Annotated in this window: 20 protein-coding genes and 1 riboswitch; of the genes, 10 read left to right on the top strand and 10 right to left on the bottom strand. The window is 67.1% G+C overall.

Annotated features, from left to right (window positions below; genetic code table 11):
- Position 1: 1 nt before the first annotated feature.
- Together recN and ABIC35_RS10590 are read left to right on the top strand one after the other, a co-directional pair.
- Positions 2-1,663, top strand: a complete 1,662-nt coding sequence (gene recN / locus ABIC35_RS10595; RefSeq protein ID WP_121074263.1) for a DNA repair protein RecN — start codon at positions 2-4, stop codon at positions 1,661-1,663.
- 132 nt (positions 1,664-1,795) lie between these two features.
- Positions 1,796-2,125 carry a hypothetical protein gene (locus ABIC35_RS10590; RefSeq protein WP_121074266.1) on the top strand — a complete coding sequence of 110 codons (330 nt, stop codon included), beginning with the start codon at positions 1,796-1,798 and terminating at the stop codon, positions 2,123-2,125.
- Between the two features lie 63 nt (positions 2,126-2,188).
- On the opposite strand, the gene ABIC35_RS10585 is transcribed toward ABIC35_RS10590, so the two are convergent.
- The 5 genes from ABIC35_RS10585 to ABIC35_RS10565 all read right to left on the bottom strand — a co-directional run bounded on the left by ABIC35_RS10585 (position 2,189) and on the right by ABIC35_RS10565 (position 5,295).
- Complete coding sequence (locus ABIC35_RS10585; protein ID WP_121074269.1) at positions 2,189-2,824, bottom strand: TMEM175 family protein; 636 nt, start codon at positions 2,822-2,824, stop codon at positions 2,189-2,191.
- A gap of 43 nt (positions 2,825-2,867) precedes the next feature.
- Positions 2,868-3,407 (bottom strand): hypothetical protein, encoded by a 540-nt coding sequence (locus tag ABIC35_RS10580; RefSeq protein WP_121074272.1) that lies wholly within the window; start codon positions 3,405-3,407, stop codon positions 2,868-2,870.
- A gap of 78 nt (positions 3,408-3,485) precedes the next feature.
- Positions 3,486-3,638: a hypothetical protein gene (locus tag ABIC35_RS10575; RefSeq protein WP_183049314.1), complete on the bottom strand. Its 153-nt coding sequence runs from the start codon at positions 3,636-3,638 to the stop codon at positions 3,486-3,488.
- A gap of 49 nt (positions 3,639-3,687) precedes the next feature.
- Positions 3,688-4,866: a glycosyltransferase gene (locus ABIC35_RS10570; RefSeq protein WP_121074275.1), complete on the bottom strand. Its 1,179-nt coding sequence runs from the start codon at positions 4,864-4,866 to the stop codon at positions 3,688-3,690.
- Between the two features lie 42 nt (positions 4,867-4,908).
- The gene (locus tag ABIC35_RS10565) at positions 4,909-5,295 is read right to left on the bottom strand and encodes a glycine zipper 2TM domain-containing protein (protein ID WP_121074278.1); all 387 of its coding nucleotides are present in this window, start codon (positions 5,293-5,295) and stop codon (positions 4,909-4,911) included.
- Between the two features lie 100 nt (positions 5,296-5,395).
- On the opposite strand from ABIC35_RS10565, the gene ABIC35_RS10560 reads away from it, so the two are divergent.
- Both ABIC35_RS10560 and ABIC35_RS10555 read left to right on the top strand, forming a co-directional pair.
- Positions 5,396-5,824: a cupin domain-containing protein gene (locus ABIC35_RS10560; protein WP_436286776.1), complete on the top strand. Its 429-nt coding sequence runs from the start codon at positions 5,396-5,398 to the stop codon at positions 5,822-5,824.
- A gap of 440 nt (positions 5,825-6,264) precedes the next feature.
- Positions 6,265-6,666, top strand: coding sequence for a low affinity iron permease family protein (locus ABIC35_RS10555; RefSeq protein WP_121074284.1), 402 nt, complete (start codon positions 6,265-6,267; stop codon positions 6,664-6,666).
- A 6-nt stretch (positions 6,667-6,672) separates the two neighbouring features.
- On the opposite strand, the gene ABIC35_RS10550 is transcribed toward ABIC35_RS10555, so the two are convergent.
- The 4 genes from ABIC35_RS10550 to ABIC35_RS10535 form a co-directional block, all read right to left on the bottom strand.
- Positions 6,673-7,515: an ABC transporter substrate-binding protein gene (locus tag ABIC35_RS10550; protein WP_121074287.1), complete on the bottom strand. Its 843-nt coding sequence runs from the start codon at positions 7,513-7,515 to the stop codon at positions 6,673-6,675.
- Positions 7,512-9,362: a TonB-dependent receptor plug domain-containing protein gene (locus ABIC35_RS10545; RefSeq protein WP_121074290.1), complete on the bottom strand. Its 1,851-nt coding sequence runs from the start codon at positions 9,360-9,362 to the stop codon at positions 7,512-7,514. The genes ABIC35_RS10550 and ABIC35_RS10545 overlap by 4 nt, the downstream gene beginning before the upstream one ends.
- 100 nt (positions 9,363-9,462) lie before the next feature.
- Positions 9,463-9,660, bottom strand: a riboswitch (cobalamin riboswitch).
- A gap of 37 nt (positions 9,661-9,697) precedes the next feature.
- The gene (locus ABIC35_RS10540; protein ID WP_121074293.1) at positions 9,698-10,585 is read right to left on the bottom strand and encodes a bestrophin family protein; all 888 of its coding nucleotides are present in this window, start codon (positions 10,583-10,585) and stop codon (positions 9,698-9,700) included.
- Positions 10,586-10,622: 37 nt separating this feature from the next.
- The gene (locus ABIC35_RS10535) at positions 10,623-10,790 is read right to left on the bottom strand and encodes a hypothetical protein (protein WP_313535827.1); all 168 of its coding nucleotides are present in this window, start codon (positions 10,788-10,790) and stop codon (positions 10,623-10,625) included.
- A 279-nt stretch (positions 10,791-11,069) separates the two neighbouring features.
- On the opposite strand from ABIC35_RS10535, the gene ABIC35_RS10530 reads away from it, so the two are divergent.
- Positions 11,070-11,687: a DUF4142 domain-containing protein gene (locus tag ABIC35_RS10530; protein WP_121074299.1), complete on the top strand. Its 618-nt coding sequence runs from the start codon at positions 11,070-11,072 to the stop codon at positions 11,685-11,687.
- 19 nt (positions 11,688-11,706) lie between these two features.
- Here ABIC35_RS10530 and ABIC35_RS10525 read toward each other — a convergent pair whose 3' ends face one another.
- Positions 11,707-12,162 (bottom strand): bactofilin family protein, encoded by a 456-nt coding sequence (locus ABIC35_RS10525; protein WP_354278429.1) that lies wholly within the window; start codon positions 12,160-12,162, stop codon positions 11,707-11,709.
- A gap of 285 nt (positions 12,163-12,447) precedes the next feature.
- On the opposite strand from ABIC35_RS10525, the gene rpsL reads away from it, so the two are divergent.
- The 5 genes from rpsL (at position 12,448) to rpsJ (ending at position 17,372) form a co-directional block, all read left to right on the top strand.
- Positions 12,448-12,819: a 30S ribosomal protein S12 gene (gene rpsL / locus ABIC35_RS10520; protein WP_010545715.1), complete on the top strand. Its 372-nt coding sequence runs from the start codon at positions 12,448-12,450 to the stop codon at positions 12,817-12,819.
- Positions 12,820-12,882: 63 nt separating this feature from the next.
- Positions 12,883-13,353 carry a 30S ribosomal protein S7 gene (gene rpsG, locus ABIC35_RS10515; protein ID WP_121074302.1) on the top strand — a complete coding sequence of 157 codons (471 nt, stop codon included), beginning with the start codon at positions 12,883-12,885 and terminating at the stop codon, positions 13,351-13,353.
- 66 nt (positions 13,354-13,419) lie between these two features.
- Positions 13,420-15,516 (top strand): elongation factor G, encoded by a 2,097-nt coding sequence (gene fusA / locus ABIC35_RS10510; RefSeq protein WP_121074305.1) that lies wholly within the window; start codon positions 13,420-13,422, stop codon positions 15,514-15,516.
- 81 nt (positions 15,517-15,597) lie between these two features.
- Positions 15,598-16,791 carry an elongation factor Tu gene (tuf, locus tag ABIC35_RS10505; RefSeq protein ID WP_010545718.1) on the top strand — a complete coding sequence of 398 codons (1,194 nt, stop codon included), beginning with the start codon at positions 15,598-15,600 and terminating at the stop codon, positions 16,789-16,791.
- Between the two features lie 269 nt (positions 16,792-17,060).
- Positions 17,061-17,372 (top strand): 30S ribosomal protein S10, encoded by a 312-nt coding sequence (gene rpsJ / locus ABIC35_RS10500; protein ID WP_010545719.1) that lies wholly within the window; start codon positions 17,061-17,063, stop codon positions 17,370-17,372.
- Positions 17,373-17,712: the final 340 nt, after the last annotated feature.

Here is a 17,712-nt window from a genome sequence, read left to right as displayed (position 1 = left end):
GATGCTGACCGCGCTATCCATTCGCGACGTGGTGCTGATCGAGGCGCTGGACCTGGAGTTCGGCGAAGGGCTCGGCGTGCTGACCGGCGAGACCGGGGCGGGCAAGTCGATCCTGCTCGACGCGCTGGGGCTGGCGCTGGGCGCGCGCGCCGATAGCGGGCTGGTCCGCAGCGGCGCGAGCCAAGCGGTGGTGGTGGCGAGCTTCATGCCGCCGGCCGCCGACGGCGAGATCGCCAACCTCTTCGCGCAGAACGGCATGGAGCTGGAACCGGGCGAGCCGCTGCTGGTCCGCCGGCTGGTCAAGGCCGATGGCGGCAGCCGGGCGTTCGTCAACGACCAGCCCGCATCCGCCGGGTTCCTCCGCGAACTGGCGCCGCACCTCGTCGAAATCCACGGCCAGCATGACGATCGCGGCCTGCTCAATCCGCGCGGGCACCGGCTGTTGCTCGATTCCTTCGGGCGCTGCGACACGGGGCCGGTGGCGATCGCGCATCGCGCCTGGCGCGCTGCCGAGGATGCGCTCGCGGTGGCGCGGGCCGAGCAGGACACCGCCGAACGCGACCGCGAATGGCTGGAACATGCCGTCACCGAACTTGCCGCGCTCGCCCCCGAGGAAGGCGAGGAGGAGCGGCTCGCCGAGCGTCGCGCCTCGATGCAGCGCGGCGAGAAGATCGCGACCGACCTGCAGGGCATCGCCGATCTGCTCGAGGGATCGGACGGCGGGCTGGCGCGGTTGCGGCAGGCGGCGCGGATCCTCGAACGCGTGTCCGACGATCACGAAGCATTGGCCGAGGCGCTGGCTGCGATCGATCGCGCGATCACCGAGGGCAGCGAGGCGCAGGCGCAGGTCGATTCCGCCGCCGAGGCGTTGGCGTTCGATCCTGCCGCACTGGAGGCTGACGAGGCGCGGCTGTTCGAACTGCGTGCCGTCGCCCGCAAGCACCGGGTGCAGCCGGACGAACTCCCCGCGCTGCTCGCCGAGCTTTCCGGCCGGATGGAGCGGCTGACCAGCGGCGGGGCGGGCATTGCCAAATTGGAAAAGGCGGCGGCGGCAGCGCATGCCGCCTATCGCGAGGCGGCGCAGACGCTTTCCGCCATGCGCACCATGGCAGCGGCGCGGCTGGATGCCGCGGTGGCCAGCGAACTCAAGCCGCTCAAGCTCGATGCCGCGCGCTTCCGCACGGTGGTCGAGCCGCTTGACGAGAATCAGTGGAGCGCGGCCGGCATGGACCGGGTGGAGTTCGAGGTCTCGACCAACCCCGGCGCACCCTTCGCGCCGCTGATGAAGATCGCCAGCGGCGGCGAGCTGTCGCGGTTCATCCTCGCGATGAAGGTGGCGCTGGCCGAGGAAGGCGGCGCCCGCACGCTGATCTTCGACGAGATCGATCGCGGCGTCGGCGGCGCGGTGGCGGACGCGATCGGCGAGCGGCTGGCGCGGCTGGCGCAGGGCTCGCAGCTGCTGGTGGTGACCCACAGCCCGCAGGTCGCGGCACGCGGCGCGCGGCACCTGCTGATCGCCAAGAGTCACGACGGCATCGTCACCCGCACCGGCGTCACCCCGCTCAGCCCCGAGCAGCGCCGCGAGGAAATCGCGCGGATGCTCTCGGGCGCCGAGATCACCCCCGAGGCGCGCGCCCAGGCCGAGCGGCTGCTCGCCGCCTGAACCTGAACGAAGGTCGCGAGCTTGCGACAATTGGTGACGGAAAATCTCGGTGGGTGGGACAAAATCGCGACATCGGCGTTCCACAACGGCTCTCGACCGCAGGGGCGGTCCAGTCGAATTGAGGAGTACCCGATGAAGAAGTTCATGCTGCTGATCGCAGGCCTTGGTGTCGCCACCGCCGCCGTTCCCGCATCGGCGCAGCCGGGCTGGCAGAACATCAACGCCCGCCAGGATCGCATCGAACAGCGCATCAACCAGGGCATCCGCTCGGGTTCGCTGAGCCGCCGTGAGGCGACCCAGATCCGCAACGAATATCGCGGCCTGGTGCGCCTGGAGGCGCGCTACCGCGCCTCGCGCCCCGGCCTGACCATGCAGGAGCGCCGCGATCTCGACCGCCGCTACGACGCGCTGTCGGCGAAGATCCGCTACGAGCGGCACGACCGCAACAACCACCGTCGCTGATCGCGGCGACGGGTGAAGGAGACGGGCCTCGCCGCACGGCGGGGCCCGTTTCGTATCTGCCGGCTATGCCTTGGGCGGTGAAATCCGCTGGAGCAGCAGCCGCCACAGGGGGATCGTCGCGAGCGTCATCTGCGAGGCGAAGGGAAACACCAGCGCCATGGCGAAGGCAGAGATGGTGCCGAGCAGCGTCGCGATCCCGCGCTGGCGGATCACCCGGCAATGCGCCTTGGACACGCGCTCACCAACCACTGGCGGCGAGGTCGCCAGCCGCTGCACCCAGATATTGGCGAGTGCGATCAGGATCATCCAGAAGGCATAGAGCGCCGAGGGCACCCGGTGCCCGTAATATTCGGACGAGAAGGCGGTGAAGAACGGCATCGCCGCCACCGTGCTGAGCATGAAGAGATTGGGCAGGATCAGCTTGGGCGACCAGTGGCGCGCGCAATCGAAGGCGCGGTGATGCCCCGCCCAGAACGCGCCGATCACGAAGAACGACACGAAGAAGCTGAGGAACTTCACCCACAGATGCGCCAGCGCCTGCAGGAACGCCGCGTCCGTGAGGGGCGGGTGGATCTCCGGTACGTGGATCTCGATGATCAGCAGCGTGATCGCGATGGCGAACACCGCGTCCGAGAAGAAGATCAGGCGCTCGATCGCATGGCCGGGTCCATGCGTCTCGGGCGCGTGCGTGGTCTGCATGAAGTGCTCCCCTGGTTACCCCGGCGCCCAGGATAGCAGGCGATCAGCTCTCCGTCTTGGGCGGCGTGCGGCGGGTGCGTGGCTTGGCGGTGGTGTCGGTCTTCTTGCGGGTGCGGCGCGGCGGCGGGGCCTTGGTGGGCTTTGCGACCGCGGTTTCCGGGGCAGCGGACGCGGTGGTCGTGTCCGCAGCGGCGGCCGGCTTAGCGGTCGCGGGCTTGCGGGCGCGGCGTACCGGCGCGGGTTTCGCAGCGGGCGCAGCCTCTGCTGGCGCAGCGGCGGCCGGCTTGCGGATGCGCTTCACCGCCGGCTTGGCGGGCGTTGCCGCCGCTTCGGTTGCGGCCGGTGCGGGCGCGGGTTCGGGCGTGGGCGCCGGCGTGGCTTCGGCCTTGGCTTCGCCGCCCTTGATCCGCTGGGCGAGCGCGACCAGGCCTGAGGCGAGCAGGTCGGCGATGACGGGATGCTTGGCGAGACTGGTAAGCTGGCGGCGGGCGTCCTTGGGCAGCTTGATGCCGTCGATCACCTTGGGCAGGAACGAGGTCTTCTTGCCGTCTTTCTTCGCCTTCTTCTCTTTCTTGCCGGCCATGCCGCACCTCCCTCTCTGGGTGAAGCGGCCAGCTTCCGCCAAGCGATTCGAGCTGTCAACGTTTGGCGGCAGGCGGGGTCAGTGGTGGGTCGGCTCGTCGGCCTCCCATTCGAAGACGATGTCGAAATCGGTCTCGACCGGCGCGGTGGCGGCGCGACGCAGCCGGCGCGGCGGCAACGCTGCCGGAGCATGGCGTCGGCGCGGCGATCGATAGGGCTTGGGCTTCTGCATCACGGGCTCCTTGCGTTTCCCCGACAGCTACGAACCCCTGCAGATACGCTCAGGTTCCGCGATGTTGGGCGACAAGTCGTGCCAGATGCCGGTGCAATCGTTCGCTGTTCGCTTCCCAGGTGAAGGGGGCGGCAACACGGCGGACATCCTCGGGGGCCGGGGGCGCGGCGAGCAGTTCGGCGATGCCGGCGGCGAGTGCGGCAGGGGTGCGTTCGACGATGCGCCCGGCGTCGGCTTCGGTGACGACCTGGCGCGCGCCGCCGACATCGGGGATCACGATCGGCGTGCCGCTCGCCAGCGCCTCGAGCCACGCATTGGCCAACCCTTCGGAGGCGGAGGCGAGCGCCATCACATCGGCGGCGGCAAGCAATTCGGCGATCCGCTCCGGGGGGAGGGGGCCGCACAGCCGGATGCGGTCGCCGCAGCCATGGCCAGCGATGCGGGCGGCAAGCCGCTCGGCTTCCGGCCCCTGGCCGGCGATGGCGAGATGGACGCCCGGCAGGCTCGCGACCGCGTCGATCAGCAGGTCGTGCCCCTTCAGCGGGATCAGCGCACCGATCGAGGCGACCAGCGGCCCAGTAATTCCCAGCGCTTGCTTGGCAGCGGCGCGGTCGCGAGGAGCGAAGCGGGCGAGGTCGACGCCAGTGACGATGCAGTCGGTCCGCTCCGCGGGCATGCCGAGCGCGATCATATCGTCGCGTAGTGCGAGGGAGACGGAGAGGAGCCCGTCCGCTGCCCGTCCCGCGCGCACGATCTGCCGGGCGATGGCGGGGCGGCGGGTCCATTGGTGGATGTCCGAGCCGCGTGCCTTGATCGAGACCGGCACGTCGAAGGTCTTTCCCAGCGCAACGGCGGCGGGTCCATCGGGGAAGAAGAACTCGGCGTTGATCACGTCGAAGGGGAAGGTGCGGCGCAGCTCGGCCAGCATCGGGCGAAGTGCGCGGGCGAGCATCGTGGCATGGAAGCGACCGCCGGTGCCGGGCAGGTTGAGGAAGCGCGGACGATGGACGGCGAGGCCGTTCCAGTCTTCGCGCGGGGGCTGGTCGGCAAGCGCGGCATAGCGCGGGTGGCGATCGAGCGGGAAGGGTGGCAGCCCGCGCGGGGCGACGACCCGCACCTCCACCCCGTCCCGCGCCGCGAGCGCCCGGGTCTGGCGCTCGACGAAGATGCCGAAATTCGGGCGCGCGGCGTCCGGGAACAGGGTGGAGAGGACGAGGACGCGAAGCATGCCCCGGCGTGTCTACCACCCCGGGGTTAATGCTTCAGCGCATCAGCGGCAGTTGCTGCCGCCCTTTTCGATCGCGCGGCCGGCCAGTGCGCCAGCGACGCCGCCGAGCAGGGTGCCGGCCATGCGGTCACCATCGGTGTCGATGGTGCGGCCGAGCAGCGCGCCACCGACCGCACCGACCACGGTGCCGGTGGTGCCGTCGGGCTTGCGGCAATAGCGGCGGCCGTCGCGACCGCGCCATTCGCGATAGGCGTAGCGGCGGTTGTCGTCGCGGTAGCGGCGGTCATCGCGATAGCGGCGATCGTCATGGTCGCGATAGTAACGGTCCTGGCCGATCGAAGCCTTTGCCTCGGCCTGGGTGGCAGGCAGCACGACCGCGGCAGGAATGGCGAGCGCGGCGGCGCTGAGCGAAAGCAGAAGGGTACGCATGGGATACTCCCCGAGTTGTTGTTGTTGAAAAGAACGTGTCGGGTTTAATCCCGGTTGCATGAACCCAATACTACGCGGCGTTCAGGCAGGAGGCAGGCAGTTGGACGAGGCGCGGAAGATCATCGAACGACTGGGGCTGGCGGCCCATCCCGAGGGCGGCTGGTATCGCGAGACGTGGCGGGCCCCCGCCGAGGGGGAAACCCGCTCGCCGGGCACCGGAATCCTCTTCCTGCTCGAGGCGGGGCAGCGCTCGCACTGGCACCGGGTCGATGCCGATGAATTGTGGCTCTGGCACGCCGGATCGCCGCTCGACCTGCTTATCGAGGGCCCCGAAGGGGCGATCGAACGCGTCCTGCTCGGGGGCGACGTGCTTGCGGGGCAGGCGCCACAGGCGCGCGTGCCCGCTGGGCGCTGGCAGGCGACCGAGGCGCCGCACGGCTGGGGCCTGGTGAGCTGCGTGGTGGTGCCTGGCTTCGACTTTGCCGGGTTCGAGCTGGCCGCGCCGGGCTGGTCGCCGCCGGGGCTCTGAGCGCGGGTTATCCCCGTTATCCACAGTATCAACAGGCGATGCCGCTTGGTCCGACTCGCCGCGAGTGAGACCCTCAAACCTGTAAGAAGGCTGGCGGCGCGGAGGGAAACCGAAGCGAAATCAGCAGCTTGCAAGCTGGTGTCGGCGCTGGTGCCTTTCGGAAACCGCGCGACCCGGCAGGTGCGCGACGATCGCCCCTCCCGGTGGCGGTTCGCGTGCCGAACCGGTGAGCGTCCCCCTGCCGGGGCGGTCGCCGCAGGCCGCCGACGGGCCAGGCGATGCGCTTCGGCGCACCACCCGATCGGCCGGCGACATGGGGGGGCTGGCGGCAACGCCGGCCCCCCTTTAGCGTCTGGCCCTATCCCACTGCGGTATGGCCCCGATTGGCAAGCGCCCGGCGCACGCGCATAGCGGCGCGACCACGGATCGGGAGCATCGGCTTGGGACGCATTTTCGAACGGTTCGCGCAGAGCGTCGCAGGATGGGCGGGGCGTCCGCCGGCCTTCGTCTTCGCCTTCCTGATCATCATCGTCTGGGGTTTCAGCGGGCCCGTGTTCCACTGGTCGGACACCTGGCAGCTGGTGATCAACACCGGCACCACCATCGTCACCTTCCTGATGGTGTTCCTGATCCAGAACGCCCAGAACCGCGACGCCGCCGCGCTGCAGGCCAAGCTGGACGAAGTGATCCGCGCGATCGACAAGGCGCGCAACGAGTTCATCGGCATCGAGCATCTCAGCGAGAAGCAGCTGCTCGACATCCGCGACCGGCTGGAGCGCGAGTTCGGCGAGGCCGATCCGGCGCGGCACGAATCGATCGAGAAGGTGATCTCGCGGCGCTGAATCCGTCTAGCGGACCTGCTTGCGGATCTCGGCTAGGCGGGCGAGCGCGGCGGGAATCACCGGGCCGCCGCAATTGACCAGGCTTCGCGAGAATTGCGCCTGGGTGACCTGGAGGCCTGTCTCGGCGATGGCGCGCGTGCGCAGGATCGCGGCGCGCGAATCACTGTCGTGCCCGGCGGCTTCGGGGGCGAGCATCACGCGCGGCGGGTCGGCGATCACCCGCTCCATCGGCAGATGGCCGGTATGGGTGAGGCCGTAATGCGCCGCCTGGTTGGAGAAGCCGGCGGTGGTCATCAGGTCGTCGAGCAGCGTCTGGCCGCCGGTGACGAGGTTGCCGCCGATCCAGAGCAGGGCGGGGGCCTTGGGACCGGTCCAGCGGGCGCCCGCGACGGCGGTTTCGATCTTGGCATTGAGCGCGGCGCCCTTGGCGGGCTCGCCGACGGCGGCCGCGAGTTCGGTCACCTGTGCCTTGCTCTCGGCGATCGAGGGCGGGATGCCGAGGTACAGCACATTCAGTCCCGCACGGGCAAAGGCCTCGCGGGTCGAGGGCGCCGTGAAACTGCTGGCCACCACCAGATCGGGCTTGAGGCCGATCACCTCTTCCGCCGTGCCGTTGTTGCCACGGAAACGGTGCGCGACCTCCAGCGAAATCGAGGTGGAATCGGCGCGCCGCGAATAATGGCTGATCGCGGCGATCCGCGACGGCGGCACCAGCTCCAGCAGCGTCGCGTCGGCGCAGGGATTCATCGAGACGATGCCCCCGCCGCCGACGGAAGGCGGCGCCGCGCAGCCCGCGAGCCCCAGGCAGAAAAGCCCAAGCCAGGCAAGCAGCGCGGCGCCGAACCTCACTGGAAGCGCACCCGCACGCCGCCAAAGGCAACGCGGCCATAGGTGCCGTAGCCGGTGGTCTGCTGGTAGCGCACGTCGCCGATATTATCGACGCGGCCATAGACCGAAAGCAGCTTCGTCACCGGCATCTCGGCGCGCACGCCGGCCAGCGCATAGCCGTCGATCGGGGTCAGGTTGCCGACATCGTTGAAGCTGTCCCCCACCATCGTCACCGTGCCGCCGATCGCCAGTCCGAAGGGGAAGCGATAGTCGGCCGATACATTGGCGGTGTCGCGCGGGCGGCGCGGCAGGTCGTTGCCCCGATAGCCGGTGCTGCGATTCTCCGAGAAGACATGGGTGACGTTCGCCCGCACCGTCAGCGCGCTAACCGGCTGGAGCAGCGCCTCGAGCTCCACGCCCTCCGCCCGCGTCTTGTTGAGGTTGTAATAGGTCGAGGTATCGAAGTTGTAGTCGATCTGGTTGTCCGAATCGCGGTGGAACCAGGTGGCGCCCAGCGCGACCTTGCCGCCCGCCAGCGTCTGCCGCACCCCGGCCTCGTAGCTCCTGGCCGTTTCCGGGCGGAGGCTGCGATCGCCATAGGCGCTGTAGAGCTGGTAGAGCGTCGGCGCCTTGAAGCCCTCGCCGATGCTGGCGTGCAGCACCGTGGTCGCGGTGGCGCGGACGGCGAGATCGCCGTTCCAGGTCCAGTGGCCGCCGAACGTGTCGTGATCGTCGTGGCGGACGCCGCCGGTCAGCGTCACCGGTGCGATCGGGGTGACGATCGCCTGGCCGTAGAAGCTGGTGATGCCCACGGCGTAGCGGCCGGCGCTGCCGAAGCCCTCGTCATAGCGGATGCGGCTCTGCTCATGCTCGGCGCCGAACACCAGGCGGAACTGCTCGGCCAGCGTCGCGTCGCCCTGATAGGTGTAGCGCTCGGCGCGGCCGCGATAGCGGTAGGCGATCGACGAATCGTCGTTGTAGCCGTCGCGGTGGATGTCGGAGAGCGTGAAGCCCAGCCGGTTGTGCAGCCTGCCGCCGACCGCGTCGTTCTTCAGCCCGGCATAGCCGTAGATCTCCTGGGTCTTGGCATATTCGCCCGTGTCGCCGAAATCGTAGGTCGGCGGGGCGTAACCGTCGAGGTCGACCTTGCTGTCGGCATAATAGCCGCGCAGGTCGAGCGCGAGGCCGGGGGCCAGCTGTACCTCGACATTGCCGGTGGCGCCGACCTGCCGATAGCCGTCGGCCTCCTTGCCATTCGCTGCCGCCGAGATGCCGTCGGTGGTGAGATAGCCTGCGGTCAGCCCCGCGGTGATCCGGTCGTTGCCGCCGGCGATCGCGGCGTTGCCGTTGAACGTGCCGAACGATCCGCCCTCGGCATTGCCGCGCATGTGCAGACCCTGCGCGCCCTGGAGCGTGGTGACGTTGACAACGCCGCCGATCGCCTGGCTGCCCCAGATCACCGAATTGGGCCCGCGCAGCACCTCGACGCGCTCGACCGATCCGGCGAGCAGGCTGGCGAAATTGTAGGCGCCGCCGGTCGCGGAGGGATCGCCCACGCGGACGCCGTCGATCAGCACCAGCGTCTGGTCGCTCTGCGCGCCGCGGATGCTGAGCGCCGTCGCGGTGCCGAGCCCGCCGTTGCGGACGACGGTGACACCCGGGGTGGTGGCGAGCAGGTCCGAGAGCGCCACGGTCTGGCGCTGCTCGATCTCCTCGCGGTCGATGGTGGTGATCGAGCGCCCGACCGTATCGGCGCGCTGGGCGACGCCGCTCGCCACGACGACGATGCGGTCGTCGTCGGGATCGGCATGGGCGGCCAGCGGCGCGAGCGCGGCGGTGGCCAACAGGGCAAGCTTGAAGAACTGCATTTCAGACACCCGGATGGGGGAGCAGGCTGCTCCCGCATGGTTTGGTGTCGCTCACACGGGGATTTCAGCCCCGATCACCCGGTGCACCCCGCCCGCGTGAAGGAATCGACCGTAGCGGGCAGGTCTCCTGGCTCCCGGGTCGTCGCAGGCGCGCCGCCTTCCCGGAAGCATTCGGCTCCAGTGGCAGATTGGCGCGCCGGCTTACCGGCTACAGTTGCGGGGGCAGCGCCGGACTTTGCACCGACTTCCCTTTTCATCCCCCCATCGGCGGGAGGACACCCGTTACGCCGCTGCCTGTAGCGGCAAGCGGGGCAGGGCGGCAACCCACCGCGGAATCACCACAATACGCCGGCCTTGTCGGGCGTGGCCGGTTCGGGCGCAGGGTCGCCGATCGATTGCAGCAGGTCGATCTCGATCGTGCGACACATCGCGTTCAGCGGCAGGTCGTGCACCGTGTTGGCGAAGGGGTCGACCAGGTCGTCGCCGATCGCGAGCACCGCCAGGAACATCAGCCCGGCAATGGTCGAGCCCAGCGGCGTCGCCACGCCCAGCGTCTCGACCAGCCCGATTGGCAGCAGCACGCAGAAGATATGGGTGAAGGCGGTCGGCACGAAGCGGAATTGCATCGGCAGCGGCGTGTTTTTCAGCCGCTCCATGCCGCCCTGGGCATTGGCGATGTCGATCAGCACGCTTTCCATCGAATGCTGCTGCATCGAGGTGATCCAGCCCTTCGAGCGGGCAATCTCGATCCGCCGGCCGGTACCGTCGACGATGCCGTTGGCGATGTTGGTGCGGGCCAGCGCATAGTCGGCCTCGCCCTTGGAGAGGAAGCGCAGCACTTCTTTGTCCGCCGACTGGCGGCGCAGCTGGCAGCGCAGCGCGTTCACATAGGCGATCTGGCGCAGCACGATGGTGCGCTTGAGATCGACCGCCTCGCCTTCGGGGAGGTAGTTGCGCGCCATCCGCGCCAGGTTCCGGCTGGCGTTGATCATCAGCCCCCACAGCCCGCGGCCTTCCCACCACCGCTGATAGGCCGAGTTGGAGCGGAAGCCGAGGAACAGCCCCAGCACCGTTCCGAACAGCGTCAGCGGTAGCGAAGGCGCGCGGAACGGCAGTACGAAGTAGACGATGGTGACGATCACGTCCCAGAGGAACAGCAGCGCCAGCGGCATCCAGATTTCGCGGAGGACCTGCTTGGCGCGGGGGGCGGTGGTGACGATCATGGGCGGACTCTACGCGCGAAAACGATTGTAGGTCCGGTCAGCCGTCGTTCCGGTCGGGCGCGGGGCTCGACGCGTGGGACATCGCCGCGGCGGTCCCGCTCGCCGGGCGCAGGTGGAACCATTCGGGGCGGTCGATGGCGATCAGAAAGGCCAGCGTGCCCAGCCCGAACAGCAGCAGCGCGATCGAGCTTCGCAGGCGTTCCATGCGGCGGGTTCGTTCATCCTGGGGCATCGTGGGAGTCCTCTTGCAGTGAGGCTCCTGACCTAAGTGCCGAATTTAACCGGCAAATGGATCAAAGGTAACGTAAGTTTGCGCACCGCATCAATCGCGCTGCGCCGCACCAATTGATTGACGAAACGCGCAAGTGCAGCGCCAGAGCGCCGCTGATTTATAACTTATGATGCTAACTCAAACACATAAGCTGCCCGTTTCGGAACGCGGCCGGGGGCGGGGCGTTCGGACCCGGAAACCGAGGAGGTCTGTATGATGAAGAAGCACCTGTTGATCCTGAGCGCCGCCCCGATCTTCGCGCTCGCTGCTTGCGGCGGCAACAGCAATGGCGGCACCGATGCCATGAACAGCGGCGACACCGTCACCAACGTCCCCGCCGGCGAGACGCCCATGGGCGACAATATGGGCGCGATGAACGGCATGGACGGCAATGCCATGGCCGCCGCGCCGATGACCGGCCAGGATTTCGCCAACACGGTCGCGGCGAGCGACGCCTATGAGATCGCTGCCGGCAAGCTCGCCCAGCAAAAGGCGACGGCCGCCGACCTGAAGAGCTTCGGCAAGCAGATGGTCGAGGATCACACCAAGTCCACCGCGATGCTGAAGACCGCAGGCGGCAAGGCCAGCCCGGCGATCACCCCGGCCCCGGCGATGACCGACGAGCAGCAGGCCAATCTGAAGACGCTCGAATCGGCGACCGGCACCCAGTTCGACACGGCGTACAAGAGCCAGCAGGTCGTCGCGCACCAGAAGGCCCTGGCGGCGGTGCAGGCCTATGCCAATGCGGGCGATGTGGCGCAGCTGCGCGACTTCGCGAAGGAGGCGGCGCCCGTCATTTCCAAGCACTACGACATGATCAAGGGCATGTGACCCAGCAGGGGAGGGGGCCTCAGGCCGCTTCCTCGCTCGCCTTGATCAGCACCGGCGGCGCGACCGTGGCGGTCGCGCCGCCGATATGCTTGAGCCGGCCGTCGATATGGCCGCCCTGTTCGACCATGATCGTCTCATATTCGACGTCGCCGGTGATCCGCGCGGTGCGCTCGATGGTGAGCTGGCGGGCACGCACCGATCCTTCGACCGACCCGGCGAGGCGTGCGTCCTCGGCCTCGACTCGGCCGAAGATCTGGCTCTCGGCGCCCTGGACCAGGCTGCCGCAGCGGACATCGCCTTCGATCCGCCCGTCGATATGCAGGTCCGACGTGGCGACGAGGTTGCCGGTGATGACGATGTCGGCGCCGAGCACCGAGAATTGCCCGCGCCGGGCATTGCTCTGCGCCGCGCTTGCCGAGGAGGTGTTACGCTCCTCCCGATTGCGGTTGCCGTTGAACATGCGCCACATCCCCATGTTGAACCCATTCGGCACGCGGGCTAGCACAGCCGCCGCCGGGGAGCAGCCCCTGGAAAGGGTTAACGCCCGCGGTGCGGCGGCCCGAGGGGGCGCGCTGTTGACCGGAACGCCCTGCATCGGTATAGGCCGCCCGGTTCCGGGTAGGGCGATTCCTGCCTTGGGTACAAAGAGCTGAACGTTGCTGGAGACGCAATCGCCCGGGGGGCTGAGGCCTTCGGGGCTTTTTCGTATTCTGTCCAACAGGGCTCCAGCAAAGTAACCATCTGAAAGGTGAAGGGCTTCATGCCGACGATTAACCAGCTGGTCCGCAAGGGCCGCGAACCGCAGAAGGCCAAGTCCAAGGTCCCTGCGATGGAACAGAACCCGCAGAAGCGCGGTGTCTGCACCCGTGTGTACACGACGACCCCGAAGAAGCCGAATTCGGCACTTCGCAAGGTGGCCAAGGTCCGTCTGACCAACAGCCGCGAAGTCATCAGCTACATCCCGGGCGAAGGCCACAACCTGCAGGAGCACTCGGTTGTGCTCATCCGCGGTGGCCGTGTGCGCGATCTTCCCGGCGTCCGCTACCACGTCCTTCGCGGCGTGCTCGATACGCAGGGCGTCAAGGATCGTAAGCAGAGCCGTTCGAAGTACGGCGCGAAGCGTCCGAAGTAATCAGGCCATAGTAAGCCCCGGACGTGTTCCGGATCGGCTGAAGATCAGAAGGAATTATGTGAGATGGCACGTCGTCGTCGTCCCGAAAAGCGGGAAATCCTGCCCGATCCCGTCTACGGTGATCAGGTTCTGTCGAAGTTCATGAATTCGGTCATGCTGGACGGCAAGAAGGCCGTTGCAGAAGCGATCGTCTACGGTGCCCTGGAGACCGTCGAGCAGCGCGCCAAGCGCGAGCCGATCGGCGTCTTCCATGACGCGCTGAACAACGTGAAGCCCGGCATCGAAGTCCGCAGCCGCCGCGTCGGCGGTGCGACCTACCAGGTTCCGGTCGAAGTTCGTCCGGAGCGTGCGCAGGCGCTCGCGATCCGCTGGCTGATCAATTCGGCCCGCAACCGCAGCGAGCACACCATGGCCGCCCGTCTTTCGGGTGAGCTGATGGATGCGGCGAACAACCGCGGCAACGCGGTGAAGAAGCGCGAAGACACGCACCGCATGGCGGAAGCGAACCGCGCCTTCAGCCACTACCGCTGGTAACTTTCGACCCTACATATTGGGGAGCCGGACGGTCCGGCTCCCCAAATTTTCAAGGAAACCACGATCATGGCCCGCAGCCATCCGCTCGAGCGTTACCGCAACATCGGCATCATGGCCCATATCGACGCCGGTAAGACGACCACGACCGAGCGCATCCTTTATTACACCGGCAAGTCCTACAAGATCGGCGAAGTGCACGAAGGCACCGCGACGATGGACTGGATGGAGCAGGAGCAGGAGCGCGGGATCACGATCACGTCTGCTGCTACCACCTGCTTCTGGCGCGCCCAGGACGGCAAGGGCGAAGAGCACCGGATCAACATCATCGACACCCCCGGCCACGTCGACTTCACCATCGAAGTCGAGCGTTCGCTGCGCGTGCTCGACGGTGCGGTTGCGTGCTTCGACGGCGTTGCCGGCGTTGAGCCGCAGTCGGAAACCGTGTGGCGTCAGGCCGACAAGTACGGCGTGCCGCGCATGTGCTTCGTCAACAAGCTCGACCGCACCGGTGCAGACTTCTATTTCTGCGTGAACTCGATCATCGACCGCCTCGGCGCGCGTCCGGCAGTGCTGTATCTCCCGATCGGCATCGAGGGCGGCTTCAAGGGTCTCGTCGACCTGGTCGAGAACCGCGCGATCATCTGGCTCGAAGAGAGCCTGGGCGCGAAGTTCGAATATCAGGACATCCCGGCGGATCTCGCCGAGAAGGCCGCGAAGTATCGCAGCGACCTGATCGAGATGGCCGTCGAACTCGACGATTCGCTGATGGAAGCGTATCTCGAAGGCAACGAGCCGAGCGTCGCCGACCTCAAGAAGCTGATCCGCAAGGGTACGCTCGAGATGGCGTTCGTGCCGGTGGTGTGCGGTTCGGCGTTCAAGAACAAGGGCGTGCAGCCCCTGCTCGACGCCGTGATCGACTATCTGCCGAGCCCGCTCGACGTTCCGGCGATCAAGGGCGTCAAGCTCGACGGCGAGACGCCGGACGAGCGTCCGTCCTCGGACGAAGTGCCGTTCTCGGCGCTCGCGTTCAAGATCATGAACGATCCGTTCGTCGGCACCCTGACCTTCGCGCGCATCTATTCGGGCAAGCTCGAAGCGGCCACCACCGTGATGAACTCGGTGAAGGACAAGAAGGAAAAGGTCGGCCGCATGCTGCTGATGCATGCGAACAGCCGTGAGGACATCCAGGAAGCCTATGCGGGCGACATCGTTGCGCTCGCCGGCCTCAAGGATACCACGACCGGTGACACGCTCTGCGCGCAGAACGCGCCGATCATCCTCGAGCGGATGGAATTCCCCGAGCCCGTGATCGAGCTGTCGGTGGAGCCGAAGACCAAGGCGGACCAGGAAAAGATGGGCGTCGCGCTCAATCGTCTTGCCCGCGAGGACCCGTCGTTCCGCGTCTCGTCCGACTCGGAGAGCGGCCAGACCATCATCAAGGGCATGGGCGAGCTCCATCTCGAGATCCTGGTCGACCGCATGAAGCGCGAGTTCAAGGTCGAGGCAAACGTCGGCGCGCCGCAGGTGGCGTATCGCGAATATCTCGCGAAGCCGGTCGACATCGACTACACGCACAAGAAGCAGTCGGGCGGCACCGGCCAGTTCGGTCGCGTCAAGGTCAAGCTGACGCCGGGCGAGCGCGGTTCGGGCTTCGTCTTCAAGGACGAGATCAAGGGCGGTAACATTCCGAAGGAATATATCCCCGCGATCGAAAAGGGCTTCCGCGAGACCGCCGAGACGGGTTCGCTGGTCGGCTTCCCGATCATCGACTTCGAAGTGCTGCTGTATGACGGTGCGTACCACGACGTCGACTCGTCGGCGCTGGCCTTCGAAATCACCGCCCGTGCAGCGATGCGCGAAGCGGCGCAGAAGTCCGGCATCAAGCTGCTCGAGCCGATCATGAAGGTCGAAGTCGTCACCCCGGAAGACTATCTGGGCGACGTCATCGGCGACATGAACAGCCGTCGTGGCCAGATCCAGGGCACGGACACCCGCGGTAACGCGCAGGCCGTCACTGCCATGGTGCCGCTGGCGAACATGTTCGGTTACGTGAACGCGCTCCGCTCGTTCACCCAGGGCCGTGCGCAGTACACGATGCAGTTCTCGCACTATGACGAGGTGCCCGCCAACGTCGCCGACGAAGTGAAGGCAAAGCTGGCGTAATCGGAAAACAGCCGCTATGGGGCCGCGTTCTCGCGAGTCCCCATGGCGGCACGGGAAATTGAATCAGAAGGTAGGAAGACAATGGCGAAGGCAAAGTTCGATCGGAGCAAACCGCACCTCAACATCGGCACCATCGGTCACGTCGACCATGGCAAGACGTCGCTGACGGCTGCGATCACGAAGATCCTGGCGGAAAACGTTGCGGGCAACGCAGCGGTCGATTTCGCGAACATCGACAAGGCTCCGGAAGAGCGCGAGCGCGGCATCACCATCTCGACCGCGCACGTCGAGTATGAGACGAACAGCCGTCACTACGCGCACGTCGACTGCCCGGGTCACGCCGACTACGTGAAGAACATGATCACCGGCGCAGCGCAGATGGACGGCGCGATCCTGGTGGTGGCAGCGACCGACGGTCCGATGCCGCAGACCAAGGAGCACATCCTGCTCGCCCGTCAGGTCGGCGTGCCGACCATGGTCGTGTTCCTCAACAAGTGCGACCTGGTCGACGACGAGGAAATCCTCGAGCTGGTCGAAATGGAAATCCGTGAAGAGCTCTCCAAGCGTGAGTTCGACGGCGACAACATTCCGATCATCCGTGGTTCGGCGACCGCCGCTCTGAACGGCACCGACGACAAGCTGGGCAAGGACGCCATCCTGGCGCTCATGGCCGCTGTCGACGAGTCGATCCCGGAGCCGGAGCGTCCGCTCGACAAGCCGTTCATGATGCCGATCGAAGACGTGTTCTCGATCTCGGGTCGCGGCACCGTGGTGACCGGCCGTGTCGAAACCGGCATCATCAAGGTTGGTGAAGAAGTCGAGATCGTCGGCATTCACGACACCCGCAAGACCACCGTCACGGGCGTCGAAATGTTCCGCAAGCTGCTCGACCAGGGCCAGGCCGGCGACAACGTCGGTGCGCTGCTGCGCGGCGTCGCTCGCGACGAAGTGGAGCGTGGTCAGGTTCTGGCGAAGCCGGGCTCGATCAAGCCGCACACCGAGTTCAAGTCGGAAGTGTACGTCCTGTCGAAGGACGAGGGTGGCCGTCACACGCCGTTCTTCGCGAACTATCGTCCGCAGTTCTACTTCCGTACCACGGACGTGACCGGCACCGTCGAGCTGCCCGAGGGCACCGAAATGGTGATGCCGGGCGACAACATCGCGCTCGGCGTCAAGCTGATCGCGCCGATCGCTATGGACGTCGGCCAGCGCTTCACCATCCGTGAAGGCGGTCGTACCGTCGGCGCGGGCGTGGTTGCCTCGATCGACAAGTAAGCATTTGCGGGCCTCGGCCCGCAGGTGACTGCAAAAAGGTTCCGCCCGGCACTCAGAAAATGAGTGTCGGGCGGTTGCCTTTTTATAGAAGGGTCGTTAAAGGGGCGCCCTTCGAGTTTTGAGTTCAACAGCAAGAGGCGGCCATCCAGCCGCCGTTCCGGTTCAACCGGCGCCGCCCGAATCGCTCTAGCAGCGGATGGGGCAGGGGCCGGGGCTTCGCCGGGATGGCAATTGGGTGCGTTGCCCCGCTCTTTCGCATCGGTAGGACCATGGAAACGCAGAATATCCGCATTCGCCTCAAGGCGTTCGATCACCGCGTGCTCGATCAGGCTGCCGGCGACATTGCCGACACCGCCCGCCGTACCGGCGCCCTCATCCGTGGCCCCATCCCGCTCCCGACTCACATCGACAAGTTCACGGTCAACCGTGGCCCGCACATCGATAAGAAGTCGCGCGAGCAGTTCGAGACGCGCACCTACAAGCGCATGCTCGACATCGTTCAGCCGACCCCGCAGACCGTGGACGCGCTCATGAAGCTCGACCTGGCCGCCGGCGTCGACGTCGAGATCAAGCTGGCCTGAGCCGGCTCCAGCCCCCGCGCTTCGCGGGGGCTTTTGGCGTTCACCCTTTAATGCGGTGGACATGGAAGCGTAGCTGACGTAAAGGCGCCGCTTCCTCGAGATTCGCGGCTCCTTTACTGGAGTCGCCATCCTCCTCGACCGGATCGTTTCCCGATCCAACGCAAGGAGTGGCGGGCCGACCAGGCTCGCAGCGACAAGGGATACCGCCGGCGGCTTTCGAGTGGCCGGGCCTGCGTCCCCCGTCTCTTCCACCGCAAGGTGGAGGTTCAGCCCGGACGGGGGCTTCGCAGTAAAACATTCAGGGTTGAACACGCACCCGCGGGAATGGTCCCGGGGGTGC

Origin of the sequence: Sphingomonas trueperi (genome assembly GCF_040545965.1) — a bacterium.
Lineage (GTDB): Bacteria > Pseudomonadota > Alphaproteobacteria > Sphingomonadales > Sphingomonadaceae > Sphingomonas > Sphingomonas trueperi_C.
This window is presented reverse-complemented; position numbering and strand designations above follow the sequence as displayed.

Excerpts from the sequence above, each read along its gene's own strand:
- ABIC35_RS10575 (WP_183049314.1), bottom strand. The coding sequence starts at position 3,638 with ATGCAGAAGCCCAAGCCCTATCGATCGCCGCGCCGACGCCATGCTCCG.
- ABIC35_RS10590 (WP_121074266.1), top strand. The coding sequence starts at position 1,796 with ATGAAGAAGTTCATGCTGCTGATCGCAGGCCTTGGTGTCGCCACCGCC.
- ABIC35_RS10535 (WP_313535827.1), bottom strand. The coding sequence starts at position 10,790 with ATGGAACGCCTGCGAAGCTCGATCGCGCTGCTGCTGTTCGGGCTGGGC.
- rpsG (WP_121074302.1), top strand. The coding sequence starts at position 12,883 with ATGGCACGTCGTCGTCGTCCCGAAAAGCGGGAAATCCTGCCCGATCCC.
- ABIC35_RS10525 (WP_354278429.1), bottom strand. The coding sequence starts at position 12,162 with ATGGGGATGTGGCGCATGTTCAACGGCAACCGCAATCGGGAGGAGCGT.
- tuf (WP_010545718.1), top strand. The coding sequence starts at position 15,598 with ATGGCGAAGGCAAAGTTCGATCGGAGCAAACCGCACCTCAACATCGGC.
- ABIC35_RS10580 (WP_121074272.1), bottom strand. The coding sequence starts at position 3,407 with ATGGCCGGCAAGAAAGAGAAGAAGGCGAAGAAAGACGGCAAGAAGACC.
- ABIC35_RS10585 (WP_121074269.1), bottom strand. The coding sequence starts at position 2,824 with ATGCAGACCACGCACGCGCCCGAGACGCATGGACCCGGCCATGCGATC.
- rpsJ (WP_010545719.1), top strand. The coding sequence starts at position 17,061 with ATGGAAACGCAGAATATCCGCATTCGCCTCAAGGCGTTCGATCACCGC.
- ABIC35_RS10540 (WP_121074293.1), bottom strand. The coding sequence starts at position 10,585 with ATGATCGTCACCACCGCCCCCCGCGCCAAGCAGGTCCTCCGCGAAATC.
- ABIC35_RS10565 (WP_121074278.1), bottom strand. The coding sequence starts at position 5,295 with ATGCGTACCCTTCTGCTTTCGCTCAGCGCCGCCGCGCTCGCCATTCCT.
- ABIC35_RS10545 (WP_121074290.1), bottom strand. The coding sequence starts at position 9,362 with ATGCAGTTCTTCAAGCTTGCCCTGTTGGCCACCGCCGCGCTCGCGCCG.
- ABIC35_RS10570 (WP_121074275.1), bottom strand. The coding sequence starts at position 4,866 with ATGCTTCGCGTCCTCGTCCTCTCCACCCTGTTCCCGGACGCCGCGCGC.
- fusA (WP_121074305.1), top strand. The coding sequence starts at position 13,420 with ATGGCCCGCAGCCATCCGCTCGAGCGTTACCGCAACATCGGCATCATG.
- ABIC35_RS10530 (WP_121074299.1), top strand. The coding sequence starts at position 11,070 with ATGATGAAGAAGCACCTGTTGATCCTGAGCGCCGCCCCGATCTTCGCG.
- rpsL (WP_010545715.1), top strand. The coding sequence starts at position 12,448 with ATGCCGACGATTAACCAGCTGGTCCGCAAGGGCCGCGAACCGCAGAAG.
- recN (WP_121074263.1), top strand. The coding sequence starts at position 2 with ATGCTGACCGCGCTATCCATTCGCGACGTGGTGCTGATCGAGGCGCTG.